Here is a 25,102-nt window from a genome sequence, read left to right as displayed (position 1 = left end):
CCCTCCCCTTTCCCAGAAGGAGAGTCAAGCGGGACTGGCCATTTGCTGCTTGCGCAGTTGAGCTGCTTGGTTGAGAAGAGCCTCCACAAACGTCATCGCTTCTTGGGCAGAGTGACCGGCAGTGAGTTGGGCCAGTTCTTCGCGGCGTTCCCGTTCTCCCAAAAGCTCCACCCGCACAGAAGTTCGTTTTTGGTGCACCACCTTGTGAACCCGCAGGTGGTGATCCGCCAAGGCAGCGATCAGGGGTTGGTGGGTGACGCAGAGGATCTGGTGATCTCGGGCGATGCTGTACAGCTTGGTGGCGATGGCTTGTGCCACTTTGCCGGACACGCCGGTATCGACTTCGTCGAAAACCATGGTGGCCACCGGATCGATGCGGCTGAATACGGCTTTCAAGGCCAGCAGAAAACGGCTCATCTCGCCGCCGGAGGCGATGCTGGCCAAGGGCTGAAGAGGCTCACCCGGGTTGGGGCTGAGCCAAAAGCTCACCTGATCCACCCCCTCTGCCGTCGGGGGGCCGGGTTGGATCTGCACCCGGAATTGCACTGCGCTCATCCCCAGCGGCCTGAGCTCTTCTATGAGAGCCTTTTCCAGTTGACGGGCCGCTTGTTGCCGCAGTTGAGAGAGCACCTGGCAATGGCGCTCCAGGTCTTGGGCAGCTTTGTCCAGCCGCACCTGCAATTCCTCTAGGTCGGTGTTGTCTCCTCGCAGTTGGGCCAACTGCGCCTGCACCCGCTCCGCATGGGCCATCACCTCGGCCAAGGTCGGGCCGTATTTGCGGCAGGCTTGTCTCAGTTGTGCCAAGCGCCGTTCAATTTTGTTCAATCGACCGGGATCCGCCTCCAGCGTCTCGCCGTAGCGAATTAGCTCTCGCCCCACCTCCTCCACCTGAATGAGAGCGCTGCTGACCATTTCCGCCAGAGGGGCTAGGTCGGGATCCCGCTGGGTCATGGTCTGGAGCAACCGTTCTACCTGGCCCAACAGATCGGCGATGGCCGGTGAGCCGCTGTCGTTTTGATAGAGCAATTGGTGAGCTTCGTAGCTTTGCTGTTGCAGTTCCACGCGGTGGGCCAGGCGCTCCCGTTCCCGCTCCAGCTTGGCCATTTCGTCGGGATCCTCCAGGCGCAGGGCGGCCAGCTCTTGCGCTTGAAACTCCAGCAGGTCTAGCCGTTGCAGGCGCAGTTGTTGGTTTTGCCGGCGGGATTCCACCTCTGTTTTCAGTTGGTTCCAGGTTTGGTAAAGGGCAGCCACCTCCGCCCGTGTTCGCAACAACTCTTCGCCGCCAAAGTCGTCCAGCCAACGGCGCTGGGTTTGGGGAGATTGGATTTGAACGGTTTGCCCCTGGGCAGTGATCTCTACCAATTTGGCCCGCAGGTTGAGCATCTGGGCTTTGTTCACCAGCACCCCATTCACCCGCAGGCGGCTGGTGAGCTTGCCGTTGCGCAACACCAGCTCGCGACTACAAACCAGGCCCTCCTCTAGGGGGTCGATGTGCTCTTGTTCTAGCCAGGCTTGCAGTTCAGGATTAGGACTGAAGATCGCTTCCACCAGACCTCGTTCGCTGCCAGTTCGCAGAGCCCGAGCTGTACCTCCTAGAGCTGCATCCAGAGCATCGAGGATGATGGATTTGCCGGCCCCGGTTTCTCCGGTGAGCACGTTTAGCCCCGCTCGAAAGGGGATCTCCAATTGCTCGATCAGGGCAAAGTTCTCGATCCGCAGCAGGCGCAACATAGGGATCCCGTGGGCTCAGCGTGCCGTTGGCAGTTTTCAGGATAGGGCTTGCGGGGTCGCTCTGTCCCACGTTAGCGTACCCACCATCCCTCGGCGGACGGGTACAGCGGCCAGCGGGGAGTCTGTTATTGCAGGGGTGGGGAGCACCACCCGTTCTGGTTTGGGGATCCCCTCGGGGAAATTGGCAGCCCGGCTCAGCCGGCCAGGGGGTAGCGCTCCATCAGGTAGCAGAGGCAGTCTTGGCGGATGATGCGGCTGTTGAGGGTGAGCATGCCCGGCATGATGGGCACGCTGGTGCGAATTTCTCCGTTGCAGGCATAGAAAAAGCGATCCGCCACATTTTGGCCCTGCTCGTCTTGCACCTCCAGGTGGAAGCCGTTGTTCGTCCAGCCAATGGGGGTGTGGGGGGGAAGCTCCCGAAAATTGAGGAGATCCAAATCCGGCGGGAAGCGGATGTGAGAGGGGGATCCCTCTTGGTTGCCATCCTCTTCCCCAAAGCTGAAGCTCACCTGATCCGGGACTTTGACAATGGCGACGCTGTGGAAGAGGTCAATATCTTGGCTGAGGACAGGGCGCTGCGGGATCGCCGACAGGTGCAGGCAGGCTTCCAGAAATTCGTAGGCATGCTGGGTGCCGTGGGGCTGATCCGGCTTGCCGCATTCCAGGGTCACCGCCGGGCAGAAGCGCCCGAAGGCCATGCTCTGTACCCCTTCTGGCTTGGTGAAATAGAGAACGGTGCGCCCAAACAAGGTGGCCAGGTGCAGGGTAGGGGCATCCAGGTGATTGACACAGGCGTAGTGGGGGTTGGTGCCCGTGTTGTTGTGGATATCGACGCTGGCAAAAACGCCCCGCTGCTGCATTTGCTGAAGGACGGCCTGGGCCATGGCATGTTCGGGGGTGGAGCCGGAGCCCCAAATGCGGTTGTAGTCGGGTTGGCCGTCCAGCCGCCGTTGTCCTTGACGGGCTGCCTGAACATTGCCGATGAAGAGGGAAAGGGAGCGGGGCAATTCCCGTTCGCGGCAGCGGTGCAGAGGACTGTAGCGGCGGAGAAGCTGTCGCACCGCCTGCCAACCGGTGGTTTCGTTGCCGTGCAGCAGGACGGACACAAACAGGGCGGGATCCCGTCGTCCCGGCAGATGGATGAGGGTTGGCCCACCCAATCGGTCGTAAAGCTGATGGGCCTCTAGATCCAGCAGTTGATCCGGTAGATGATCGAGAACGGTGAGCATACTGTTTGGGTTAAGAGGCTCGACTCAAACTTCTGGCTTCTGGCCTCTCTCCCTGGGGTAGGAGGGAGCAGAAGTCCAACGAAGTCCTTGGTCGCGAATGAACCGTTTCGCTGCGGTAGCTCGGGTCGCAACAAGGCCATCTGAGAGAGAGTTTGCCCACTCGAGATGCGGGCCAGGGATCCGTCCTGCCACCGCGGTGGCCCACCGCTGGTACAACCGGCTGTGGAGAGAGCCCTAGCTGAGATCCCAGGTGTGTACCGGTTGGCCTTGCCGCTGCCGTTCCCAGTAGGCACAGGTCAATTGTTGCATATCTTTACCATGCCGAGCCACATAGCGGCGCTGCCAGGTGGCCCCATTCTGCCCCGACTCCACCCGGGCGCGGAGAATGCCCAGGTACTCCTGAATATCGGAGGGGGCTAGATCCAGTTGAACCAAACCCGCCTCTGCTTGGGGGATCAGCTCTTCCAGCAGCAATTGGCGCAGGGATCCCTGCCAACCCTTGAGCCAAGTGATGGGGGCCTCCAGACCCCAGCGGGCCGCCGTGTAGAAATTGGCGCGGCACTGGGCAAAGCTCAGCTCCTGCTCGGGGGAAACGGGCTGGGATCCCAAGGCTTGCACCAGACCAAAGTAGAAGGCCGCATTGGCGATCATATCGGGTAGGGTTGGGCCTGCCGCCGCCACCCGCTGTTCGATGCGCAGATGGGGAACCGGATCCAAGCCGATGAGGGGGCGGTTCCAGCGCCAGATGGTGCCGTTGTGGAGGCGCAGATGGGCCAGCTCCCAGGGAGAGGCGGCCAACGTTTGCGGCAGCACCACCGGGTAGCGATGCACATTTTCCCAAAACAGCTCCATCAGGGATCCCTGTACATAGCCTTGCCCGAAGGTGACGCGGGGGTAGTGGGTGGGGGAGGGCGGGGGTGGCCCATCCAAAGCTTGCTCAAACAAAGGGATGCGGGTTTCTGCCCACAGATCGTGCCCGAACAGGTAGGGGGAATTGGCCGCCAGCGCCACCAAAGGGGCCGAGGCGATGAGAGAAGCGTTGAAGTAGCGGGCTGCCTGGTGGGGGGCCACCTGCAGATGGATTTGGAAAGAGGTGGTCGCCGCCTCCAGCATGATGTCCGGGTGGGTAACCCGCAACCGCCCAGCCGGTCCTTCGATATCTAGCCCCAGGGAAGGGATCCCTGGGGATTGCTCGCGCCGGTGCAAGTTCAGGATCTGCTCGTTGAGGGCCAGGTAACGCTTGCGGGGCGAGATCATCTTCAGGGTCAATTGCCGTTGCTGCACCGTAGGCAAGATGCCAATCATCATCAACCCCGCCTGCAGGTATTCAGCCACTTGGCAACAGCGATCCCACGTTTGGCCCAGCTCTTGCTGAAACTGCCGCAGAGCCGAGCCGACCAAAACTTGGGGCCGGCTGTTGATCTCCACGTTGAACTGGGCCAGTTCCGGCACCACCAGCGGATCGTTCACCGCTTCCAGGTAGGCTGAGTTTATCGGGGCCGGATCTCCCTGAGGGGTGACCAGCCACGCCTCCAGCTCAAACCCGCCCACCGGGGATCCCTGGGCAAAGGGCCGGCAGGCGGGATCCAGCCCCGGCGCACCGGCCAACCAGCGCTCGAGCAACTTCGTCTCTTGCTGGAGCCGAGCTGCAAACTGAGCAAAGTCTGCAGTACCAAAACGGAGGCAGGTGATCTCCTGGCCCATGGGAACAACTCCGCAGCTTTTGGGAATGAGGTTAATCGCTGTTGCCGGGATCTCGACACCCCTAGCTTTACTTAGCCCGCAGTGATGGATACATCTTCAATGCGCAGGGCGGGAAAGGCAGCCGTGCCGTTGAAAACCGTTACTTCCTGGGAAATGGCGGAGATATTGCGCAAACAATCGTAGAGATTGCCGGCAATGGTGGTCTCCAGGATGGGGCGTTTCTCGCCGCCTTTGACCAAGAAGCCCCCTTTCACCACCCCAGAAAAGTCACCGGTAATGGGGTTGCTGCTGCCGGAGAGGCGGGTGACGATAACTCCCCGATCCATCGCGTAGAGCTCGGACAGGGGGGTTGTCCCTGGGGCCACCCTCAGGCAAGCCGGCCCTACTCCCGGCAGGCTGCCTGCTCCCCCTGTGGCATGGCCGTTGGAGGGAACGCCAGCAGCGCGGGACTCGTAGCTGTTGTACATGAAGTTGCAGAGGATCCCTTCATGAATCAGGGGGGTAATCTGGCGCGGGATCCCTTCGCGGTCGAAGGGCTCAATGGGGTAGCCGGGCAGGCCCAGGCCTTCAGAAACCACGGTGAGCAACGGGCTGGCGATCCGGGATCCCATTTTTTGCGCCAAGGGGCTTTTGCCTTTGCGCACCGCATCCGCCCCCAGCACAAAGAGGAGATCCCCTAGAAACTCCTCCACCACATCTGGCGGCAGGACAATGGGGCCGCGGAAGCTCTCCCCCTCGCCAGCCCCCAGCGCGCCCACGCATTTCTGGACAAAGCGATCAAAAGCCCGCTCCAGCGCCGGCACCAGATCGGCCCGCTTCTGGACGCTGTCGCCGTCGTAGGCAAAGCTGCCCACCTCGTCCCCATCAATGGCCATGCCAAAGAGGGATCCCCCCGCTTCCACGCTGTGATGGTTGGCGCGGATGCCGGTGGAAGAGGCGATGGCCAGGGTCTCTTCCTCCACGCTGAGGGAGCCGCTGTCGATGGTGATGCGAGGGTCTTTGGAGCGCACCCACTCCAGCAATTGGGATCCCAACTGGGTCAGCTCGGCGGCATCCAGTTCCAGCAGGCCTGGGTCGAGGGCAAAGGGCACCTGGGGCAAAGGTTGGGGCTCCGGCAGCCCGTTGAGGGGATCCGCCGGCGAAGCCTTGGCCATGGTCACAGCCTCAGCCGCCGTCTCAGCTAACTCTTCCGGGCGGTTGGAGGTGGCAAAGCCCAGCCTGCCGCCACAGAAAACCCGAACGCCGAACAGGGTCTCGCTGCTGCTGCGGGCCAGGTTCAGGTCGTTTTTTTCAAACGTGACTTCCGTTTCCCGGCCTGAGTTGGCAAACACTTCTGCCTGGTCGGCTCCAGCGGCCAACGCCTTGTACACACCCTGTTCACAGAGATCCAGCAGGTTTTCCGGGGAAATGATGGAGCTGGGCATAAAAGTGAGATGGCAAGAGCATGACTCTAGTCAATAATAAGCTCGACTATACTGAAAATAATGTATAATATGTTCAGTACGGATTACTACCAGTTGATCTTTCTGTTTACTTTCGAGTCTGCCAACATGGTAGCCAAAGCAAAGCAGAAAATTGGTAGTAAGACGACACGGAAACTGCGCTTTGGGTATTCTACTCAAAGCTTTGCGGGATACCGCCATTCTGTTTGGACTCCGTCCCGCTAACGCGAATGGAAACAAACAGAATGCTATCGCTGCATAGTTGAACAGTGATGTTCAGCAGTGTTCAGCGTAAATGTATCAGCTACCCACAGGGATTCCACCCTGCAGCAGCAAACAAAGGGGCTGAGATCAAAAGGGATCCCTCGTAGCACTTTGACCCAATTTACTGCTTGATCCTCGGCGGCCTGCCAGGTGCAGGAACCCTAGAATGGAAGTTAAGCCTACTTGCCGTGAGTGCCCATGAGCCTTTTGCCCACTTCCGCTGCTCCCCTAGCCATTGCTCCGACAGCAGCCAAGCCAAGGCGACTGGACTTCGAGGTGGTGATTGCCGGAGCTGGGATGGTGGGATCCACCTTGGCAGCCGCTTTGGGTCAGGCCGGAATCCGTGTTGGGCTGATCGAGGGGCGGGATCTCTCGCAGGGGGTGGGGCCCGATGGCCGAGCCAGCGCTTTGGCTCTGGGGACAGCCCGCATTCTGCAGCGAATTGGGGTGTGGCCCCTCATGGAAGCCTGGGGAGTTTCTCCCATTCACCGCATTCAGGTCTCTGATGGGGAAAGCCCCTGGATGGCTCAGTTGTGCCGCGAAACGCTCCAAGCGCCGGCGCTGGGCTACGTCGTGGAAAATCAAATTACCCAAAAGGCCCTGTTGCAGCGCATTCGCGAGTGCCCTTCGGTAACCCTTTTCAGCCCTGCTCAGGTGCAAAGTTTCTCCCCTGCAGCAGATCACATTCGGGTAGAGCTGGCCCAGGAGGGATCCCGGCAAACTCTGCGAGCTGCTCTGCTAGTGGTTGCAGATGGGGCCCGTTCGCGGCTGCGGGAACAGGCTGGGATCCCGTTATCCTGCTGGGGCTATGGGCAGGTGTGCATCGTTTCCACCCTCACCCATGAGCATCCTCACCGGCAGGTGGCCTACGAGCGCTTTCAGGTCAGCGGTCCCTTCGCCATTTTGCCCACCTCCGATCCCCATCGCAGTTGCGTCGTCTGGACAGTTCGCCAAGCGGATCGAGATTGGCTGATGGGCTTATCTGAGGCTGAGTTTCTGCAGGCCATCCGGCCTTGGTTTGGATCCCAGTTGGGAGCCTTGCTGGCGGCCTCTCCCAGAGCCTGTTATGAGCCACAGCGGGCCCATGCCCAAACCTATATCGGATCCCGGCTGGCTTTGGTGGGGGATGCTGCCCATACCACCCATCCGCTGGGGGGGCAGGGAGCGAATCTGGGCATGCGGGATGTGGCGGCCTTGGCTGCCCTGTTGATCGAAGCCAAAATGGCGGGCCGGGATCCCGGCGATCCGGCTTTGTTAAAAGCCTACGAGCGCTGTCGCCGCCCAGAAAACGCGCTGGTTCTTTTTGCAACCGATGCTGCCAATCGCCTCTTTTCCAACCGAAGCTGGCCGTTGCTGGTCTTGCGTTGCCTGGGCCTGTGGGGACTGGAGGTTTTGCCGCTGCTCAAGCCTGCTTTGATGCGCCAAGCAATGGGGATCCGCCCCCACCAACCCCAACTGCAGCAGCTCCCTTTCCCTGCACCCCCGGAACCTCTGGCTACGCCTGTCTAGATCCGGCCAAACTGTTGAGAGCTGGGCCCAGATCCTCGCCCGCCGCCTTTGTCCCCAGCAGACCAAGCGCTCCACAGGGATCAAGGCTGCTCCAGGGGTAAGTCTGAAAACAGCAATGGGGCAATATTGGCCGCCTGGTTGATGGGGATCTCGTCGTTGACGGCATATTGATAAAACTGATCCAAGCGCCGACACAAACCTTCTGGGGTCAAAGCCTGCACATTGGAGCTGATGATATAGCTTTGGGAAGGAGAGGCGCGAAACGCTTGAAAGGCTTTGCGACAAAAGTCCTGCTTGGCTTCCGGATCCGCTTGTCGCCACTCTGGCCCCGTCAGCTTTCCGGAGAGAGTAGGACTACTTGCCGCGACCAGAGGCAGTCCCGTTCCCAAAACCAGACCGCCCAGGATGAGCAGCAGGAGGATCCCTTTCAGGAACACCTGACGCCAAAAGAACCCGAGCTTTTGCCCGTTTTGCACCATTGTTGGATAGGCTAAGTGGGTAGGTTGGGATGCCATAGCACCCCTAGCCATCATATCGATCTTCCCGATCCAACTTCATCCCGTTCTCAGAAGCCGACAGCAGACCTGCTCGCCCACAGGCAAGGGTGGCAACAAGTTCTCAACCCATGGCCCGCAGCAAGCCCCGCCAAAAACAGCGCTTTCCCCATCTGCTTGGCTCCAAGTGGACTTCCGCTCAGCCTGTTCTGGGTTGGCGACATTTTCAGGTCACCGCTCGCCAACAAGGGGAAGGAGGGCTGGTGTTTGCCGAGCTCAGAGCCGTCTGCGATCCCCAGGTGCGCCTCTGGGTCAACGCGGCCACCCTGAAGAACCGGGATCTTTGGCAGCCGGGCTGGACGCCTCTCGAAGACGGGATCCCCTGTGGGCGGCAGGATCCCCTTCTGGACAGGGCTGGGGGATAGTTTCTCTCAAGCTGGGGCTCAGGGATCGATTAGGATCATCTCTCTAGTGTGGTGTTTTAATTCGGAAGCTTGAGGAGAAGAAAGCGGGATGGCCAGATGTGACGTTTGCGGAAAAGATCTTAGCTACAGCGATTATCAGTGGGCCAAGCGCTGCGCCAATCCCTACGGGAAGTCTCACCTCATCTGCTTCGACTGCTACAGTGGTTCGTCTTGTCCCATCTGCTATTCCCCTCTGGAGCCGGCAGAATAGAAAGAGGCGTTCTCAAAAGCTGCTTGTCGGTTACTCGACTCCCATCCCCCTAGCTCCTCGGAGGGGGCGATGGTCGACAAGGGTCTCGATGGTTTTCCCAAGGGAGCCGGAAAAGTGCGCATTGGCCAGGGCTACGACATCCACCGCCTCGTCGAGGGGCGCCCCCTGATCCTGGGCGGGATCCGGATCCCTTACGAAAAGGGGCTATTGGGCCATAGCGACGCCGATGTCCTCACCCACGCCATCATGGATGCTCTCCTGGGGGCTGCCGCTCTGCGGGATATTGGCTACTACTTCCCCCCTGAAGAAGAGCGTTGGAAAGGGGCAGACAGCATCCTTTTACTACAGCAAGTGGTGCAACTGGTGAGCCAAGAAGGCTGGCGAATTGTCAATGTGGACAGTGTGGTGGTGGCGGAGCAGCCGAAGCTCAAACCTCACATCCCCGCCATGCAAGCCCGTCTAGCCGAGGCAATGCAGATCTCCCCTAAGCAAGTGGGGGTAAAGGCCACCACCAACGAAAAACTGGGCCCCATAGGTCAGGGAGAGGCCATTGCTGCCTTCGCAGTAGCCCTGTTGCTGGAGTGCTAACCTTCCCAGCAGAGTCTGAAAAGAACCTGGTCATCGCCCTGCCCGAGCTGCCAAACTGGCAAGCAACCGCTCCCGCAAAATCGCCGTGAAACCACCCGTCGCCTCGATCCCCAACTTTCCCTCTGGGAAAAGGGCCGGGGGCGCGGGCCAGTCTTCTAGGAGAAAGGCTGGGGGTGAGGGCCTTAGTGGTGTGGAGCGCTTGCGCCTCCAGCACAGGACAGAAACGGGCCGTCTCAAACCTGCTTGGAACGACAACTTGGCAAAGGAAATGGTGGGCCAAAACAGCACCTCAACAGACCAGCTCAAGAGAAGCCTTTTTGTCCCTCTACTCTTGGGGATCCTTCTGCTCTGGCTCAGCGCTTGTGCCACGCCCACCCGCCCCCCCCATCTGGTTGCCACGGTGACTTCGGATCCCAAAACCTTCAACACCTATCTGGCCGCCGAAAGCTCCAGCCGCGACGCCATCGCCTACCTGGAGGCGGGCTTGGTCACCTTGGATGAGGATACCCTCTTGCCCAAACCGGAGCTGGCGGAAGGCTGGGAAGTGTCTGAGGACGGCTTGCGCTATGTCTTTACCTTGCGGGAAGGGCTGCGCTGGTCGGATGGAGAGCCCCTGACGGCAGCAGATGTGGACTTTACCTTCAACCGCATCATCTTCGACGAGCGGATCCCGACTTCCTCGCGGGACGTGAAGCGAATTGGGGAAGCTGGAGCACTGCCTCAGGTGCGGGCGCTGGACGAGCGGCGGATTGAGTTCGTTTTGCCGGAGCCCTTCGCTCCCTTTCTGCTGCAGGCCGGATCCCCTATTTTGCCCAAGCACATCCTCGAGCCCACTGTCGAGCAGTTGGACAGCCGGGGCAACCCCCTTTTCTTGCAAACCTGGGGTATCGACACGCCGGTGCAGGAGTTGGTGGGGGCCGGCCCCTATGTCATGCAGGAATACACCCCCGGCCAGCGGCTGGTGTACCGGCCCAATCCCTACTACTGGAAGGGGGAAGGGATCCCGCGCATTGAACGGGTGATCCTGCGCATTGTGGACTCAGAGGACACCGCGCTGCTGCAGTTTCGCTCCGGCGAGACCGACGTGTTTTCGGTGCGGGGGAGAGATTTTCAGCTCTTGAAGCGGGAAGAAGAACGGGATCAGTTCACCATCTACAATCTCGGCCAGACATTGAACAACAGTTTCTTTGCCTTCAACCTCAGCCGCGCCCGTAACCCCCAGACCGGGCGGCCTTTTGTGGATCCCGTCAAAAGCCGCTGGTTTAACGATTTGAACTTCCGCCGGGCGGTGGCCCACGCCATGAACCGGCAGTTTTACGTCGATAGCGTCCTGCAAGGGTTGGGCCAGATCCAGCACTCGGTCTTTTCCCCCGCCAGCCCCTTCTACCTCAGCCCCGAAGAGGGCTTGCCCACCTACGACTACAACCCTGAAAAAGCGCGGCAACTGCTCCTCGATGCCGGATACACCTACGATGCTGAGGGCCACCTGCGGGATTCCGAGGGCAACCGTGTCCGTTTCACCTTGCTCACCAACGCCGGCAACAATCAGCGGGAGGCCACTGGCGCGTTGATCAAAGCTGATCTGGAGCGGATCGGCATCACCGTTGATTTTACCCCCATCGCCTTCAACACCCTGGTGCAGCGCACCGATAGCCGCGACTGGGAAACCCTGCTGCTGGGCTTTGGCGGCGGCGGTACCGAACCCAACAACGGCTCCAACATCTGGCGCAGCGATGGCCGTTTGCACCTCTTTAATCTGGGAGATTTGCCCGGCAACCCGGCAGAAGGGGTTGAGGTGAGCGATTGGGAACGGGAGATCGACCGCATCTTTATCGAAGGGGTGCGGGAGCTAGACTTTGAAAAGCGCAAGGCCCTCTACGACCGGTTTCAAATCATCATTCAGGAACAGCTGCCCCAAATTGGCACTTTCAACCCCCTGGTTCTCTCAGCCCTGCGCAACCGCATTCAAGGGGTGGATCCCCGACCCATTCTGGGGCCATTGTGGAATTTGGATCAGCTCTACATTCAAGAGTAGAACTTCTGATGATGTGGGTGATGTGGGATAGGGAGAGGCTGTCTGAACTGTTGAGTTGTGTCCCTATCGCCACATTTGGCAGGTGAAACTTAGTTGTAGGTTGTGTTGCGGATGTCTTGAATTTTGCAACTATTTCACCGTCAACTCCACGTCCCCCGCACTCCTGAGAATGTTGATCCCCACCCCTCCTGACTGCAGATAGAGACCGATGTCCAGGGATCCCTGGCCCACCTGCACATTCTCAAGAATGACATGGGGCAGCCACAGGGGCAGAGTGGGCTTGGTTAAATGTACCCGTTGAGCCAGCCCGTCGATCTCCAGCCCCAGACAAGCCTGCAGCAGCAAAAACACACTGGCCGCCGCCCAAGACTGGGGCAGACAGGCCACCGGATAAAGGGTGGGGCCCTCCCGCTGTCGCCGCCGAAAGCCACAAAACAGCTCAGGCAGCCGCTTCAGCTCCAGAAACTGGCTGGCATCGAACAGCGCTGTCAAGACCCGCACCGCTTCGCCCTTGAAGCCATAGCGAGATAAGCCTGCTGCAATCAAGGCGTTGTCGTGGGGCCAGATGGAGCCGTTGTGGTAGGACATGGGGTTGTAGCGGCCCTCTCCCTCCGGCACCGTGCGGATCCCCCAGCCGCTGAAGAAAGCTGGCTCCAGCAGTTGCCGGGCAATGCGGGCGGCGTGCTCGGGATGGGCGATCCCCGAAAACAGACAGTGGCCCATGTTGGAGCTGCGCACCCGGCAGGGTTGCTTCTGGCCATCCAAAGCCAGGGCATAGCCCCCCAACTCTTCGCACCAGAAGTGATCCCAAAACTGCTGCTGCAGCTTTTCCGCTTGTTGTCGCAACTGGGCTGCTTGCTCTTGCCGCCCCAGCAGCTCCGCCATCTCTGCTGCCAACTGCTTAGCTTCGTAGGCATAGCCCTGCACCTCGCACAGGGCCAAGGGGGGTTCTGCCAGGGATCCGTCCGGGTAGAAGATGGCATCTTCAGAATCCTTCCAGCCTTGGTTGCGCAGGCCCCGGTGAGCTTTGCCCGCGTACTCCAGAAAGCCATCCCCATCGGGATCCCCGTAAGTGTCCATCCAGTGCAGGGCTGCTTCGATGTTTGGCCACAACTGCCGCAACAGCTCGAGATCGCCGCTGCGCTGCACATAGCGTCCTGCCAACACCACAAACAGAGGGGTGGAGTCGATGCTGCCAAAATAGTTGCCAAAAGGGATCTCGCGGGTTTTGGCCATCTCGCTGCGCCGCTGCTCGTGCAGGATCTTGCCAGGCTCGGCATCGCGGCTGGGGTCCACCTCCTGGGCCTGGTGGGCCGCCAGATACAGCAGCACCCCCCGCGCCAAGTCTGGAAACCACCAGAGAGTGGCCAGGGCGGTGATCAGGGCGTCGCGCCCGAAGACCGTGGTAAACCAAGGCACCCCCGCATAGGGATAAAGCCCGTAGGGAGTGCGGGTGAGCATCATCAGCAGATCATCCCGTGAGGCGTTGAGCCAATCGTTAAACTGAGCATTGCCGGTGTCGATCCGGTGGGCTTGCGCCCGCAAGGAAGCCCTTTGCTCCCGCTCCGCCTGCAGAGCCTCCTGGTAGGTCAAAGGGGCAATCTCCTCCCCGCCGTAGCTGCAGATCACCCTCAGCTCCAAATCCCGTTCCTCCTGCGGGGCCAAAGGCACCCACCACTGCGCCAGCTTCTCCGACACTAGCTCCGGCGCCGGCAAAAATTGCAACTGGGTTTGCCGCTCCACTCCATCTAAGCCGCGGTAGCGAAGAACCACCCTCTCGGGGGTCACCTGGGCCGGCAGCACTTGACCCCGCTGGGCCCGTCGGATGCCCCGGATCTCAAAAATATCGGCAAAGTCCGCCTCAAAGCGCAGGGTAATCGGCACGCGAAACGGCTCCGAGCCGTAGTTGTGAATGCGAATGCGCTCGTAGGCTACGTTGTTCCACAAAAAAGTAGTCCGTAAAACATGCAGAGTATCTTGACCGATAAACTGCCCCTCTGAGGTGGTGAACTCCGGGTTGGTCAGATCCACCGCCAAAATATCTTTGTCTTCCCGCACCTCTGAGCTGAGCAGCAGGAACTGCTTTCCCTGCAAGTCCAACACCCAGCGGGACAAAAAGCGGGTGTCGTCCCGGAAGAGGCCATGATCCCGGATGCCGAGGGGGCGCATGTTCCCTCGCCGGTCAAAGATGGCAAAGCAGTTGTCATGCTTGAGAACATGAGAGCGTGCCTCCACCCAAGAGGCGCTGGCCCGGATGTAGTACTGATCTTGAATTTGGATGATGTCTTCTGCCATCTCGGTCTTCTCGATCCCTATCCAGCCGGTCTCCTACGCGAACAGCTTACTGCTATCGGTCCACTCAAAGAAGGCGAAGAAGCAGGGGCCCCCCGATGCAGCCCAGCAGCCCTAGCTGCTACTTGGCCCATCTAAGCCTTATTAAGCTGCCTTCTTCGCGACATCTCCTGCCGCTCGTTCACCAGTTGGCGGTAGAGAGCCTCGTAGTCCGACACCATTCTTTCCACGCTGAACCGCTCCTCAAACACCTGCCGCACCCCGGCTCGGCTCAGGGATCCCACCTTCTCCACAGCCTCCACTGCTTCCTCCACCGAGTCGACAATAAAGCCGGAGCGCCTGTCGGCCATTACCTCGGGTACTGAGCCAAAACGGGTGGCAATTACCGGCGTGCCACAGGCCATCGCTTCAATCATCACCAGCCCAAAGGGCTCCGGCCAGCGGATGGGAAACAGCACCGCATAGGCCTTGCCCAAAAACTCGCTTTTCTCTTGGTCGGTGATTTCCCCTATGATCTCCACATTGGGGTGGCGACTGGCCAAAGGCTTAATTTCTAACTCGTAGTACTGGCGATCCACCGCATCGATCTTGATAGCAGCCTTCAGCGGCATCCCTGCCCGCGCCGCAATTTCAATAGCCGTGTCCAGCCCTTTTTCCGGGGAGACCCGGCCCAAAAAGGCCAGGTAGTCCCCCTTTTCTGGATAGAAACGGTGGAGATCCAGGGGCAAGCCGTGGTAGACCGTCCCCACCCAGCGGGCCTGGGGCAGCGGCAGCCGCTGGGCGTTGGAGATGGAGACCACCGGAATGTCCTGAAACTCGGTGTAGAGGGGCTGCAGCTCCGGAATGTCCAGTCGCCCGTGTAGGGTGGCCAAAAAAGAAACCTGCGGGTGGCGACGGGCCAGGGCATAGGGATAGTAGTCGATGTGGCCGTGGATAATGTCAAACTCGTCGGCCATCTGAAAGGCTTTCTCGACCATCAAAACATGAGGAGCCACTGTGTCGATGGCCGTGGGATCCAAACGCAAAGCCCGCTCCCGAAAGGGGATGAGGCGAGCCTGGGTTTGGGAGTCGCCGCTGGCAAACAACGTCACCTCATGCCCCCGCCGCACCAGCTCTTCGGTGAGCCAAGACACAACTCGCTCGGTGCCGCCGTAGAGCTTGGGGGGCACACTCTCATGCAAAGGGGCAATCTGAGCAATGCGCATAGCTATCCTCCACACCGAATCATCACTGCTTAACGAAAACTTCTGCTGGCGCTCCGCCGCCGACCCTTGGGATCCCCTGTTGAGGGCACGCCATTCCTGGCTAGACTGTTCCAGAGCGAGCAGGAAAGGAGTTCAGGCTGCCGCCACCTGCCGGAGAGTTGAAGAGGCTTGAATGAGAACCCCAGCCATCACTTGCTCTTGCCCGCCGCAGCTTAATTTTCCTCCTCAGCGCTGGCTGTGGAGTTGCTTGGGAGCCATGGCCATAACGGCCCTCACAGCTGTTGCCGCTTGGGCGCGGCCAGTGTTGGAAGTACGCATGACCCTGGGCTTGCCCATCAGCCCCAACTACTGGTACATGGTAGCTCTCAGCCGGGCCGGCAGCCCTGGCCCCACCGCCAACTTGGTGGATCCCAACGTCCGTGTGGGGCCCAACGAGTACACCTTTGTGCGGGACTGGGATTACCTCATTCGGGTTACCCCCCTCAACGAAGAGTCGGTCTTGCAGGCCACCATCCAGCGGTTTGGAGAGCCGGAACGAGAGTTTGCGGTCGGCTTTAACCAGGTACGGGTCAATCGCCTCACCCGCGACCGCGATACCCTCAACTTCCAGATCGATATCTCCGAGCTGCAGGGTCTCGATGGGCGGGATCAAGATATTCAGGTGGCTCTGCTCACCGCTCGCGCCCCCTTCCGTGTGGCCCCCGAAGAGACCAATCTGGCCATTGATGCCACCCGGGGAGATTTGCCCAACTTCTATCGCCTCAGCCTGTCCAATCAGCGGCAGGTGGTTGTGGATGATCCCCAGCGACAAGAGACGGTGCGCCGCAGCCGCGAATTGATCCAACAAAGTGGCTCCGGAGCTGCCCTCACTCGCGACCTTATCGAGGGCGGGGCTTTGGAGATTTTGGCTGCCAACATCCTCACCTTCGAGCTGCGCCTGGTGGATCGCTAGAGAGGGATCCCTCCCCATCTGACATCTGCCCAAGACCGTTCTTGCAGCCCGGCAGAGCCTCAATCCCTCAATAGTCGTTCCAAGTTGCCGTGAACCGGCCCATTGGCTTCCCTCTACCCTTGGGAGAAAGGCTCGGGGATCTCAAGCGATTGGAAAAACTCCTTCTCCTGGAACGGGTGCAGGATCCAACATCACAAACAAAAACGACTCCAGCCCCGCCAGGTAGGTGAGCACTTCCTCCCGGGCCGCTTCCGGCTCTAACGTGTTGACCTGAGCTGCCTGCTCAATCATGGCCTTCACCGGCGTTGGCCCCTGCAACAGGGATCCCAGCCAAGCCATCTGAGGGGCTGAGATGGTCAGACGCCCATAGCTGGATCCCGGCCAATTCATAGCAAACTCCAGCTTTTTCTCGTGAGCTTTGGCAAAGTTTTGGCGAAATTCGACGTTGTCGGCCAGGATGGGGTTGAGCTGCACTCTGCCCCCCAGCCAATCGGCGTCGCTCCAGGGCAAGACCAAGGAAGAGCCAGGGTGTTCTGCCCAAAAGTCAATGAGGCGATGGTTGGGGTAGATCAGCTCATAAAAGTGATTCTGGTCGGCAGGCGAGAGTTTGTCCAGCTCGGCTTGCAGCCAGGGGGGCATGGCCCTCTCTTTGAACAAAAGCGCCGGATCCCAGTCGGCATAGTCCACCAGACAAACCAGGCCCAGCTCAGCTTCCTCGAGCATGCGCATCAGGTCGGGGATCAGGAAGCCCTTGTCTCCTGGCAAGAGGTAGTTGGCCCGGATGTTGGTGTTGTCTTTGTAGATCTCAGGGTTCCAGCGCAAGGCAGCTCGCAGTTCGTCTGAGGCCAAACTGGCCATGAATTCCCGTACCCGCTGACAGGCCTCAGGAGTGGGTAGATCAAACAGCCCCAGCAGCCGAAACGCCTCTTGTAGGCGAAAGATCACCTCCCGCTGGTAGGCGTGGTGCAGGTTGGCCCGCAGGATCCCGTCAGGTTTGAGAACCCGCTTAAGCGCCTTTAGCCCCGCCACCGGATCGTCCAGCAGATAGAGCACATCGTTAAGGCTGATGAAGTCAAATTCCAACCCCAACTGTTCGATATCCAACAGGTCGAGAACATACAACTCCACCTCCCCGAAGCCGTGGTAGCGCAAGCGTCGCTCCGTCACCCGTACCGACTCTGCCGACAGGTCGCACACCACCAGCCGCGCCCCCGGATTGGCCTCCGCCAAGATCAACGTTTCCCAGCCCGAGCCGCAGCCGGCATTCAAAATGAGAGCGCCTTCGCTGGGCACAATGGCGCGGGTGCGGGCGTATTGGGCGGTGGTCAAACTTAGGCGGTACAACCCGTCAATGGCGTTGCGGCCCGAGGCCTCAATCGCCACATTGGGGTAGGGCAATTCTTCGTACAGTTGCCGCAAAGATTCCGCAGTGCTCCGCACCGCTGACCCGAACGAGCTGCTGGCCATAGGGCTCCACACCGCTACCGTGAAGGGATCCGCTGCAGAAAGCTGCCCCCTATCCTACCCGCGATCCCTTCCCCGCAGGAATGCCTCTAAGGCAGCAGCCAGGGTTTCATTCCCCTGCAGATCCAACCCATCCGGCCTCTGGGGTGGGTGGGCGGGATCCTGCAAAAAGTCCCAGGATCCCTGAAAGAACTCCTCTGGGGAGAGGATGCGATGCCAGCCGTAGCGCTGCAGACCCTCAACCAGCAACGGCGACTCGGCAAACCCAGAGCGGGTAACACAGGCCATAGGTGTGCGGCTGCGCAGGGCCTCCGCCAAAGTGCCATAGCCCGGCTTGGACACCACCCAGCGGCAGAGGGGCATCACATCCACCGGTCGCCACACCTGCCCATCCAAAACCCGCAAGTTGGGCAAGGGAGGAGCCTCCCGATCAAACGTGAGAAACTGCCAGTCGGGAAAATCTTGGAGCCGCTCGTAAGGAAACCCCCGTACCCCTAGCCCGCCAAAGGTAAACAAAGCCCTGGGTTGCTCCGGGTGTAACCCCAACTGGGCGGCGACCTCCTCCGGCCCGTAGCGGGGATCCGATCCCGTCAGCCCCACCTCCTGCTGACGCGGGAAGGCGCTAGTGCTCCGCACCGCTGACGCGACCATGCTCTCGCTAAAGGGCAGGCGAAATAGAAGGTCGCACTGCCCGTAGAGCTCCTGGATCCAGGCCACAAACGGTTGAAACTCCGGGCCATACTCCTGATAGATGAAATCCCAGCCAAAATTACTGGCCATCCAGCAAGGGATCCCGGCAGCCTGGGCAATCGCCGCAGCAATGGGCGGCACATCCGCCAACACCAAAGGCACCCCCTGGGCTCGAATGAAATCCGCTTCTTCTCGAACAAGCTCCGCAGCGCTGGCTTTAAACGCCTTGAGGGCAGCCAACGTAGCCGGCAGATCCGCTTGCAGCCCATCCGGCTGCACCACCCCCACATCCAACGCCCGCGGCCGATGGAGAAACTTCCCCTCCACGTAACGCTCCAGGAGCCAGCGGGGAGCCGGCGTAACAAAGATGGGCAGAACATGGGGATCCCGCCGCAGCAAAGCATTCACGACCGCCGCCAGACGGGTAACGTGCCCAAACCCGTGAGCTGTTGCCGCCACATAGAGAGGAACGGGATTCATTGTGCTGATACATTCACGCTGAACTCTCCTGAACATGGTTCAGGAAAGAAGCGATCGCATCCTGCCTATCTCTGAGCAGGAAGGCGGTATCCCGCAAAGCCCTGAGGAATACCCCCCGAGCGCTTTCCCCCTTCACTTCCCGGCAACCGTTGCGGTGGACTCAAGGATCAGGGGGAAACTTGGTCTACTATATCCCTCTCAATGACTTTTGCCAAACCGCCTAAAGCTCAGTAAATTCAGCAAAGTTCAGGGTTTTGGGGGTTAGAGGCATGCTCTGCACCGCTAACGCGATAGGACTCCGTCCCGCTAACGCGATAGGACTCCGTCCCGCTGGCGCGAACGCAACCGCCTCAGGACAGAACAGGATCCGCGGGGGGCTTTTCCCTATGGGATCCCCACAGGTTACTCGCCAAGATCAAGCCCAGGCCCACCACAGATCCCAGCGCAATCGTCTCGCCCAACAGCACCGCAATCAACCCCAACGACAAAAAGGGCGTCACATACACCCAGTTGGCCAGGGATCCCCGGTGGCCCGCCAACTCCAAAGCCCGCAGCCAAAACACAAAAGTTAAGCCCATCTCCGCCAGACCAATGTAAGCCGCCCAACCCAGCCCGGCAAGGCTCCAAGAGACCTCCTGCAACGGCAGCAGCAGCAGACCGTAGAGGCTGCCAAAGAGAAACCCCATGAATAGTTTCAGCACCGCATCTCGCCCATCCCGCACATTGAGTAGCCAATAGAGCGCCCAGAGTCCAGAGCTGCCCACCGCCAGCAGCACCCCCCAGGGATCCTCCACCTGCAAGGTGCCCCAGGATCCCCCCGTAGCCACCAGCACCACCCCCAGCAGGCTCACCCCCAAGGCCAACACCAGCCGCCAACGGAAGCGCTCTCCCAGCAGCGGCACCGCCAGAAGAGCCAGCACCAGCGGCCAAGTGTAATTCAGAGCCATCGCCGCCTGAGCCGACAGACGGTCATAAGCCTGGAACAACACCCCATAGTAGCCGAAGGGGTTGAGCAGCCCCTGAAGGGCCGACAGGCGGATTTGGGATCCCTTCTGCCTGCCGATCAACCTCGCCCGCCCTGTAACCACCAAAACGATCCCCAGGATCAGGCAAGAGCTAAAGGCCGAAAAAATCAGCAAAACCGTCGGCGACAGGTACCGCAACCCAAACTTAAAAGCGCTGGCAGCCGTGGCCCAGCCCAAGATGGCCGCCGCCAAGTAAACATAGGCTCGCCAGGGATCCCTAGGCATCAAAAGCTGTCGAGATTGCTGTCCTCTGGCTTCGACTTAGCTCCGGTGGGAAGGCCCAGCCGCGGTGCCACCACCCAGGCATAGAGCAGATAGCCCAGCCCCGCCACCACTGCCCACCTGAGAACGGTGCCGAAAACCCGGAAGAACAGCCCGACCAGAAGAATACAGCCCAGAATGGCGAAGACCGTCACCAGTGGACGCCCCCAAGTCTCAACCCAAGCTCGGACGGCACTTTTCCCCTGAGACGCAACGGATGTTCCCGACTCCCCAGAGGCCGCCGCCGCCTGCTCCAGTTCACGCTCAAGCTGTTTCAGCCGTTCTTGTTCTGAGAAAGAGAGATCGGACATAGAGAGCAGTCTCCAGCGGTGTCACCTCCATCTTACGAGCTGCTCCCGAAGATGGGCAGACTAAGCCCGCGCCGAAGGGATCTCCTGAACCATAGCCCGGAACACATCCAAAGCCGGGCCAGGGCGACGGTTAGGACGCGGAGCCGAGATCTCATTGGGCACAAAAGGCTTCTCCACCACCACCTTGGGCTTGTTGGCAGGGGCAGCTGTAGCCGCAGGAGCAGAGCTGGGAGAAGCTGGTGCAGAACGAAAAGGCCCGGTAACAAAATCCACCAAGCCGCCGAAGAGAATGCCGAAAAAGGAGAACAGGCCGCCGAAAAGCTTCTTGAGGATACCCATAGCTAATTGCAAAGAGATGAGGTGAGAACTTGTCGATGTTGAGAACTTGTCGATGTTATGTCGATGTTGTGAAGTTATACAACTCGACCTTCATTATTGTTAAAAGGTAGCCTCTTGGCCATGAGTAAATATGCTCTTTTTCTCAGGGATCCCCCACCCGCCTGCCCTCGGCGTCAAATCGCTGTAGGGGTAGGGTCAACTCCAGCTCTTGCAGCTCCAAAGGTTGAGAGACCCCCCTGCCGCGCCCCAAAGCAAAGCCATCCGCCGCTGCCGGATTCACCTCATAGCCGATATCTGCCATTGCTTCGACGGTGAGAATGCTTAAGGGGTTGGCTACCCCCCGGTCGATGCGGCTGGTCATCAGCTCGCGGCCCAAGACATTCTCCCGCCAATGGGAATCTCGGGATCCCTCCCCAAACTCGTTTTCTAAAGGAACAGAGGGCGCGTTTCCTCCCAGCGTGGCGAAGGCGCTGACCGCCCTGGGGCCGATGAAGCGGGGATCGTAGCCAGGGGGCGTAGGCTGATCCCGCCTCACCAAGCCCACCGTTAGCCCCTTGGGATCCCAGACGATGGGCAAAAAGCCCAAGGCATGGCCCAACTCGTGCAGGGCGGTAATGGGCAGATCCCCTCGTTCTTCCAGGGCAGATAGATTTTGACTGTTGAACAGAACTACGGAGTAAAAAGGCAGACCGTTAGAGGCCCGCACAAAACAGGGAGCAGCTCCCCCCAAAATTCGCTCGTCGCCGAGGTTTCTGGCCCGCACCTCCACCAGCAGATCGTCGATGGGGAAATTGAGTGGCGTGCTGGGAAACCCTCGATCGCATTCGTCGGCCCGAATGGTGGTGGGGGGCAGATCCGGCTGGTCACCAACGATGATCTGTTGCCAGCGCAGAGCGGCATTGCGGACGATCGACTGCTGGGTGGGGGTGAGACTGTTGTCGGGAAAGCGAACGTCAATGGTGAACTGGGAAGCAGGCGCAGTCGTTGGCGAGGGCAAAGGGGCAGGAATGACAGTCGGAGTAGAGGTGAGAACGACAGTTGGAGTAGAGGTGGGAATGACGGTTGGAATGGGAGTGGGAATGACACCTACAGAAGAGGAGCTACCACTTCCCCCGCAGGCCTTGAGCGCCAGTACCAGAAGCACAGCCACCAGGGATCCAAGCAGGCGCAGGCCCCACACTCTGCCCAAAAGCAGTCGCTGCCTTGAATTCACACCACCTCCCAAAAAGCTCCATGACCCAAGTGGATCATACCGGCTGCAACCATCCTCCCGAGCATGATTTGCGTCACACCGCACCGGTCAACTTCAAGGCCAGGAAGAGATGGGTTTGGAGGTCTATATTTTCAGGTCAGGATCTCTCAATCTGAGGAGTCGGAAGAGTTTTCCTCTTCTATGCCCCAGCCCGCAGCCAAAACATCCACCGCTGCCCGCAGCGCCTGGTTATCCCCCAAGAGCTCCTCGGGATCCGAACGCGGCTCCACCAGGGGAACCAAGCGCAGAATACGTCCGTCCTGAACCAAGTCGATAACCACGCCCGGCTGCTCCTTGCCCAGGTTGGCAATCTCTTCTTCGGAAGCGGGATCCCGCAGACAGGCATAGTCAAAGCTGTTCACATTTAAGTAGAGGCTACGGTTTACCACCAGTGTGGCAGCAGTGGGATCCTGAAAAACATCCACCACGCAGCCTTCCCCTTGCTTCCGCACTGAGCCATCGACAATATCGAAGTAGCGAACACGGGCCAAATCGGATAGGAGTCGGTAAATATCCCGCTTATTGACCAGAGTTCCCGTATTCACAATACAGGGGGCACAGGGATGAGTGTCTGTCATAGAGCAGTCGGTCTCGAAAGGTCAACAGATTGAGAGTAGGCAAAAGGAAAGCAACATCAACAGTGTCTGCAAACTATCTCCGAAAACATCAGTCCTCGGCAATTCTAGGCGCGGTTATAGCTGACAAGCAACAGAGACCCCAACTTAATCCCTAACTTCACAAAAACTTTAATCGGCTAAAGAGGGAAGAAGTAGCCTGCCCTGCCTTACCAAGTTAAGCCACTGCAACAACAGAACAACTCCCTCCATTTCGCCTACCCAGCGCTCAGACTGCTCTTGGGGAAAACCCAGTCATAACTTTGCTTTTATCGACTCTATCACAGCCTTCCCGAAAAGGGCACAGGTCACTACTAATCACTACTAAGGTGCAATCTCCAGGCAAAGGCAACAGAGGTTTGGCAGGGTTTTACCTACATCTTGTGGGAAGGTGAATAGCCGAGCGGCTTTAGACTCTAGATATCGCAGATGGGCCCCGAACAGATCATCTTCGGTTCAAACCTCTCCCCTTGTCCCCCTAGGAAGGATAGCATAGGACACCAAGCCCGCTGCCTAGAAATAGCGTTGACTCTTCGCCGGAGACGACTTTTGCCGTGGTAACCACTCCCCAACGCCAGACTCTGCCGGTTGTCGATTTTGCCGCCTTTCAAAACGGAACGTCAGGTGAGCGGGAGCAGTTTGTCCGCCAGGTGGGGGAAGCGCTGCAACAGATTGGCTTTTTTGCCTTGGTTAACCATGGCCTATCGCCGGAATTGATCCGGGAAGCCTATGAAGCCGCAGAAGCCGTTTTTCTTTTGCCAGAGCCAACCAAGAGAGCCTATGAGGATCCGGCGCTGCTGGGGCAACGAGGGTACACCCCCTTTGGCAAAGAACACGCCAAAGATCATCCCTATCCTGACATGAAAGAGTTTTGGCACATCGGGCGCGAAGGGGATCCCCACCTTCCTGCCAACATCTGGCCTCGGGAGGTGCCCCAATTTCGCAGGGTGATGCTAGAGCTGTTCGCCCAATTGGAAACCTGTGCCCAGGGCCTGTTGCAGGCGGTCTCTCTGTATCTGGGGGAGCCTGCCGAATACTTGCCCAAAGCGGCGGAAGGAGGAGCCAATCTCTTGCGGGTGATTCATTATCCGCCGATCCCTGCTGAAGCCCCTCCCCAGAGTTTACGAGCTGCAGCCCATGAAGACATCAACTTGATTACGCTCTTGTGTGAAGCCACCGCACCAGGGCTAGAACTTCTGCAACGAGATGGATCTTGGCTGCCCATTTCGGCCCTGCCCGGTCAGATCATTGTCGATGCTGGGGATATGCTGCAAAACCTCACCAATGGCCTGCTGCGCAGCACCACCCATCGGGTGACCAACCCCGACAACCCCCAAGAGCGCCGCTTTTCCATTCCCTTCTTTGTGCATCCGCGTGCAGAAGTGGATCTCACACCCTTGCCGACTTGTGTGGCCCGCACCGGCGGGATCCCTCGGTTTCCTTCCCTGACTGCCGGAGAATACTTGGCCCAGCGGTTGAGGGAAATCGGCCTGGCCGAGGCAGGATCCCCGCCCCAGCATTGATCCCAACTGGGGGTCTGATACATTTACGCTGAACACTGCTGAACATCACTGTTCAACTATGCAGCGATAGCATTCTGTTTGTTTCCATTCGCGTTAGCGGGACGGAGTCCAAACAGAATGGCGGTATCCCGCAAAGCTTTGAGTAGAATACCCAAAGCGCAGTTTCCGTGTCGTCTTACTACCAATTTTCTGCTTTGCTTTGGCTACCATGTTGGCAGACTCGAAAGTAAACAGAAAGATCAACTGGTAGTAATCCGTACTGAACATATTATACATTATTTTCAGTATAGTTGAGCTTATTATTGACTAGAGTCATGCTCTATGGTTCGGATCCCAGCCCTGCCCTACGAGTATGAAGTTCCCGGCCTGTCTCAGTTGGCCCTGGTGATCATCGATATGCAGCGAGATTTCCTGGAGCCGGGCGGCTTTGGGGAAATGTTGGGCAACGATGTCACCCAACTGGGATCCATTGTGCCCACCCTGAAGGGGCTGCTGGACTTTTTTCGTCAAAAGGGCTTAACCGTCATTCATACCCTAGAGGGTCATCAGCCAGATCTCTCCGATTGCCCGCCCAGCAAGCGCAAACGCGGCAAGGGATCCCTGACCATTGGGGACGAAGGCCCTATGGGGCGGATTTTGATTCGGGGAGAGCCGGGCAACGCCATCATCCCTGAGCTTGCCCCGATTGCGGGAGAGATCGTCATTCCCAAACCCGGCAAGGGGGCTTTCTACGCCACCGAGCTGCAAGCAATCTTGCAAAAGCGCGGCATCACCCACCTGCTGTTCACCGGGGTAACCACAGAAGTCTGCGTGCAAACCACAATGCGCGAGGCCAATGACCGCGGCTATGAGTGCCTGCTGGTGGAAGATTGCACCGCCAGCTACTTCCCAGAGTTCAAGCAAGCCACCCTGGAGATGATCCGGGCGCAAGGGGGCATCGTCGGCTGGACGAGTTCTGCTCAGAACATCCAAAAAGCGTTATCGGGTTTACAGTGAGTGTGAATAACCCAACAAGCGTGAGGC

General features: G+C 59.2%; 21 protein-coding genes. 7 read left to right on the top strand and 14 right to left on the bottom strand.

Annotated elements, in window-relative coordinates; translation table 11 throughout:
• Nucleotides 1–24: 24 nt before the first annotated feature.
• From recN to ACVWYY_RS02335, 4 genes are all read right to left on the bottom strand, one after another.
• Nucleotides 25–1,731, bottom strand: a complete 1,707-nt coding sequence (recN, locus tag ACVWYY_RS02350; RefSeq protein ID WP_457402400.1) for a DNA repair protein RecN — start codon at nt 1,729–1,731, stop codon at nt 25–27.
• Between the two features lie 194 nt (nt 1,732–1,925).
• Complete coding sequence (locus ACVWYY_RS02345; protein WP_457402402.1) at nt 1,926–2,960, bottom strand: M14 family metallopeptidase; 1,035 nt, start codon at nt 2,958–2,960, stop codon at nt 1,926–1,928.
• A gap of 234 nt (nt 2,961–3,194) precedes the next feature.
• Nucleotides 3,195–4,664 (bottom strand): glutamate-cysteine ligase family protein, encoded by a 1,470-nt coding sequence (locus ACVWYY_RS02340; RefSeq protein WP_457402403.1) that lies wholly within the window; start codon nt 4,662–4,664, stop codon nt 3,195–3,197.
• Between the two features lie 71 nt (nt 4,665–4,735).
• Nucleotides 4,736–6,088 carry a TldD/PmbA family protein gene (locus ACVWYY_RS02335; RefSeq protein WP_457402405.1) on the bottom strand — a complete coding sequence of 451 codons (1,353 nt, stop codon included), beginning with the start codon at nt 6,086–6,088 and terminating at the stop codon, nt 4,736–4,738.
• Between the two features lie 480 nt (nt 6,089–6,568).
• Between ACVWYY_RS02335 and ACVWYY_RS02330 the strand changes: the two genes are divergently transcribed.
• On the top strand, nt 6,569–7,879 hold the full coding sequence (locus ACVWYY_RS02330; RefSeq protein ID WP_457402406.1) for a UbiH/UbiF/VisC/COQ6 family ubiquinone biosynthesis hydroxylase: 1,311 nt from the start codon (nt 6,569–6,571) through the stop codon (nt 7,877–7,879).
• Between the two features lie 80 nt (nt 7,880–7,959).
• Here ACVWYY_RS02330 and ACVWYY_RS02325 read toward each other — a convergent pair whose 3' ends face one another.
• Nucleotides 7,960–8,394 (bottom strand): hypothetical protein, encoded by a 435-nt coding sequence (locus tag ACVWYY_RS02325; protein WP_148202694.1) that lies wholly within the window; start codon nt 8,392–8,394, stop codon nt 7,960–7,962.
• Nucleotides 8,395–8,504: 110 nt separating this feature from the next.
• Here ACVWYY_RS02325 and ACVWYY_RS02320 point away from each other — a divergent pair, with 110 nt between their 5' ends.
• The 3 genes from ACVWYY_RS02320 to ACVWYY_RS02310 all read left to right on the top strand — a co-directional run bounded on the left by ACVWYY_RS02320 (nt 8,505) and on the right by ACVWYY_RS02310 (nt 11,671).
• A complete protein-coding gene (locus tag ACVWYY_RS02320; protein WP_457402408.1) occupies nt 8,505–8,798 on the top strand; it encodes a TIGR02450 family Trp-rich protein in 294 nt (97 codons plus the stop codon).
• 364 nt (nt 8,799–9,162) lie between these two features.
• Nucleotides 9,163–9,636: a 2-C-methyl-D-erythritol 2,4-cyclodiphosphate synthase gene (ispF, locus tag ACVWYY_RS02315; RefSeq protein WP_457402470.1), complete on the top strand. Its 474-nt coding sequence runs from the start codon at nt 9,163–9,165 to the stop codon at nt 9,634–9,636.
• Between the two features lie 268 nt (nt 9,637–9,904).
• A complete protein-coding gene (locus ACVWYY_RS02310; protein WP_457402472.1) occupies nt 9,905–11,671 on the top strand; it encodes an ABC transporter substrate-binding protein in 1,767 nt (588 codons plus the stop codon).
• Nucleotides 11,672–11,800: 129 nt separating this feature from the next.
• Here the strand turns inward: ACVWYY_RS02310 and ACVWYY_RS02305 are convergent, their stop codons facing one another.
• Both ACVWYY_RS02305 and ACVWYY_RS02300 read right to left on the bottom strand, forming a co-directional pair.
• Nucleotides 11,801–13,966 carry an amylo-alpha-1,6-glucosidase gene (locus ACVWYY_RS02305; protein ID WP_457402410.1) on the bottom strand — a complete coding sequence of 722 codons (2,166 nt, stop codon included), beginning with the start codon at nt 13,964–13,966 and terminating at the stop codon, nt 11,801–11,803.
• 131 nt (nt 13,967–14,097) lie between these two features.
• A complete protein-coding gene (locus ACVWYY_RS02300; protein ID WP_414350481.1) occupies nt 14,098–15,168 on the bottom strand; it encodes a glycosyltransferase family 4 protein in 1,071 nt (356 codons plus the stop codon).
• Nucleotides 15,169–15,424: 256 nt separating this feature from the next.
• On the opposite strand from ACVWYY_RS02300, the gene ACVWYY_RS02295 reads away from it, so the two are divergent.
• Nucleotides 15,425–16,120 (top strand): hypothetical protein, encoded by a 696-nt coding sequence (locus ACVWYY_RS02295; RefSeq protein ID WP_414330153.1) that lies wholly within the window; start codon nt 15,425–15,427, stop codon nt 16,118–16,120.
• Nucleotides 16,121–16,261: 141 nt separating this feature from the next.
• Here ACVWYY_RS02295 and ACVWYY_RS02290 read toward each other — a convergent pair whose 3' ends face one another.
• The 7 genes from ACVWYY_RS02290 to ACVWYY_RS02260 all read right to left on the bottom strand — a co-directional run bounded on the left by ACVWYY_RS02290 (nt 16,262) and on the right by ACVWYY_RS02260 (nt 22,520).
• The gene (locus ACVWYY_RS02290) at nt 16,262–17,587 is read right to left on the bottom strand and encodes a class I SAM-dependent methyltransferase (RefSeq protein ID WP_457439492.1); all 1,326 of its coding nucleotides are present in this window, start codon (nt 17,585–17,587) and stop codon (nt 16,262–16,264) included.
• Nucleotides 17,588–17,641: 54 nt separating this feature from the next.
• Complete coding sequence (locus ACVWYY_RS02285; protein ID WP_457439490.1) at nt 17,642–18,754, bottom strand: glycosyl transferase; 1,113 nt, start codon at nt 18,752–18,754, stop codon at nt 17,642–17,644.
• Between the two features lie 350 nt (nt 18,755–19,104).
• A complete protein-coding gene (locus ACVWYY_RS02280) occupies nt 19,105–20,004 on the bottom strand; it encodes a DMT family transporter (RefSeq protein WP_457402415.1) in 900 nt (299 codons plus the stop codon).
• Nucleotides 20,004–20,351, bottom strand: coding sequence for a hypothetical protein (locus ACVWYY_RS02275; RefSeq protein ID WP_457402417.1), 348 nt, complete (start codon nt 20,349–20,351; stop codon nt 20,004–20,006). The genes ACVWYY_RS02280 and ACVWYY_RS02275 overlap by 1 nt, the downstream gene beginning before the upstream one ends.
• A 60-nt stretch (nt 20,352–20,411) precedes the next feature.
• Complete coding sequence (locus tag ACVWYY_RS02270) at nt 20,412–20,690, bottom strand: hypothetical protein (RefSeq protein ID WP_457402419.1); 279 nt, start codon at nt 20,688–20,690, stop codon at nt 20,412–20,414.
• A gap of 142 nt (nt 20,691–20,832) precedes the next feature.
• Complete coding sequence (locus ACVWYY_RS02265; protein ID WP_457402421.1) at nt 20,833–21,903, bottom strand: leishmanolysin-related zinc metalloendopeptidase; 1,071 nt, start codon at nt 21,901–21,903, stop codon at nt 20,833–20,835.
• 146 nt (nt 21,904–22,049) lie between these two features.
• Entirely contained in the window at nt 22,050–22,520 is a 471-nt protein-coding gene (locus ACVWYY_RS02260; RefSeq protein ID WP_414331929.1) for a hypothetical protein, read from the bottom strand.
• Nucleotides 22,521–23,110: 590 nt separating this feature from the next.
• Here ACVWYY_RS02260 and ACVWYY_RS02255 point away from each other — a divergent pair.
• A complete protein-coding gene (locus tag ACVWYY_RS02255) occupies nt 23,111–24,079 on the top strand; it encodes an isopenicillin N synthase family dioxygenase (RefSeq protein WP_457402422.1) in 969 nt (322 codons plus the stop codon).
• 321 nt (nt 24,080–24,400) lie between these two features.
• Nucleotides 24,401–25,075 (top strand): cysteine hydrolase family protein, encoded by a 675-nt coding sequence (locus tag ACVWYY_RS02250; RefSeq protein ID WP_457402424.1) that lies wholly within the window; start codon nt 24,401–24,403, stop codon nt 25,073–25,075.
• The last annotated feature ends 27 nt before the right edge of the window (nt 25,076–25,102 follow it).

It is taken from the genome of Thermostichus sp. MS-CIW-34 (genome assembly GCF_054060435.1).
Note: the sequence above shows the minus strand (reverse complement) of the source record. Positions and strands in the feature narration are given on the sequence as shown.

What these genes read in the sequence shown, in the direction of transcription:
- recN (WP_457402400.1), bottom strand. Translation starts at nt 1,731, where the DNA reads ATGTTGCGCCTGCTGCGGATCGAGAACTTTGCCCTGATCGAGCAATTG.
- ACVWYY_RS02345 (WP_457402402.1), bottom strand. Translation starts at nt 2,960, where the DNA reads ATGCTCACCGTTCTCGATCATCTACCGGATCAACTGCTGGATCTAGAG.
- ACVWYY_RS02340 (WP_457402403.1), bottom strand. Translation starts at nt 4,664, where the DNA reads ATGGGCCAGGAGATCACCTGCCTCCGTTTTGGTACTGCAGACTTTGCT.
- ACVWYY_RS02335 (WP_457402405.1), bottom strand. Translation starts at nt 6,088, where the DNA reads ATGCCCAGCTCCATCATTTCCCCGGAAAACCTGCTGGATCTCTGTGAA.
- ACVWYY_RS02330 (WP_457402406.1), top strand. Translation starts at nt 6,569, where the DNA reads ATGAGCCTTTTGCCCACTTCCGCTGCTCCCCTAGCCATTGCTCCGACA.
- ACVWYY_RS02325 (WP_148202694.1), bottom strand. Translation starts at nt 8,394, where the DNA reads ATGGCATCCCAACCTACCCACTTAGCCTATCCAACAATGGTGCAAAAC.
- ACVWYY_RS02320 (WP_457402408.1), top strand. Translation starts at nt 8,505, where the DNA reads ATGGCCCGCAGCAAGCCCCGCCAAAAACAGCGCTTTCCCCATCTGCTT.
- ACVWYY_RS02310 (WP_457402472.1), top strand. Translation starts at nt 9,905, where the DNA reads ATGGTGGGCCAAAACAGCACCTCAACAGACCAGCTCAAGAGAAGCCTT.
- ACVWYY_RS02305 (WP_457402410.1), bottom strand. Translation starts at nt 13,966, where the DNA reads ATGGCAGAAGACATCATCCAAATTCAAGATCAGTACTACATCCGGGCC.
- ACVWYY_RS02300 (WP_414350481.1), bottom strand. Translation starts at nt 15,168, where the DNA reads ATGCGCATTGCTCAGATTGCCCCTTTGCATGAGAGTGTGCCCCCCAAG.
- ACVWYY_RS02295 (WP_414330153.1), top strand. Translation starts at nt 15,425, where the DNA reads ATGGCCATAACGGCCCTCACAGCTGTTGCCGCTTGGGCGCGGCCAGTG.
- ACVWYY_RS02290 (WP_457439492.1), bottom strand. Translation starts at nt 17,587, where the DNA reads ATGGCCAGCAGCTCGTTCGGGTCAGCGGTGCGGAGCACTGCGGAATCT.
- ACVWYY_RS02285 (WP_457439490.1), bottom strand. Translation starts at nt 18,754, where the DNA reads ATGAATCCCGTTCCTCTCTATGTGGCGGCAACAGCTCACGGGTTTGGG.
- ACVWYY_RS02280 (WP_457402415.1), bottom strand. Translation starts at nt 20,004, where the DNA reads ATGCCTAGGGATCCCTGGCGAGCCTATGTTTACTTGGCGGCGGCCATC.
- ACVWYY_RS02275 (WP_457402417.1), bottom strand. Translation starts at nt 20,351, where the DNA reads ATGTCCGATCTCTCTTTCTCAGAACAAGAACGGCTGAAACAGCTTGAG.
- ACVWYY_RS02270 (WP_457402419.1), bottom strand. Translation starts at nt 20,690, where the DNA reads ATGGGTATCCTCAAGAAGCTTTTCGGCGGCCTGTTCTCCTTTTTCGGC.
- ACVWYY_RS02260 (WP_414331929.1), bottom strand. Translation starts at nt 22,520, where the DNA reads ATGACAGACACTCATCCCTGTGCCCCCTGTATTGTGAATACGGGAACT.
- ACVWYY_RS02250 (WP_457402424.1), top strand. Translation starts at nt 24,401, where the DNA reads ATGGTTCGGATCCCAGCCCTGCCCTACGAGTATGAAGTTCCCGGCCTG.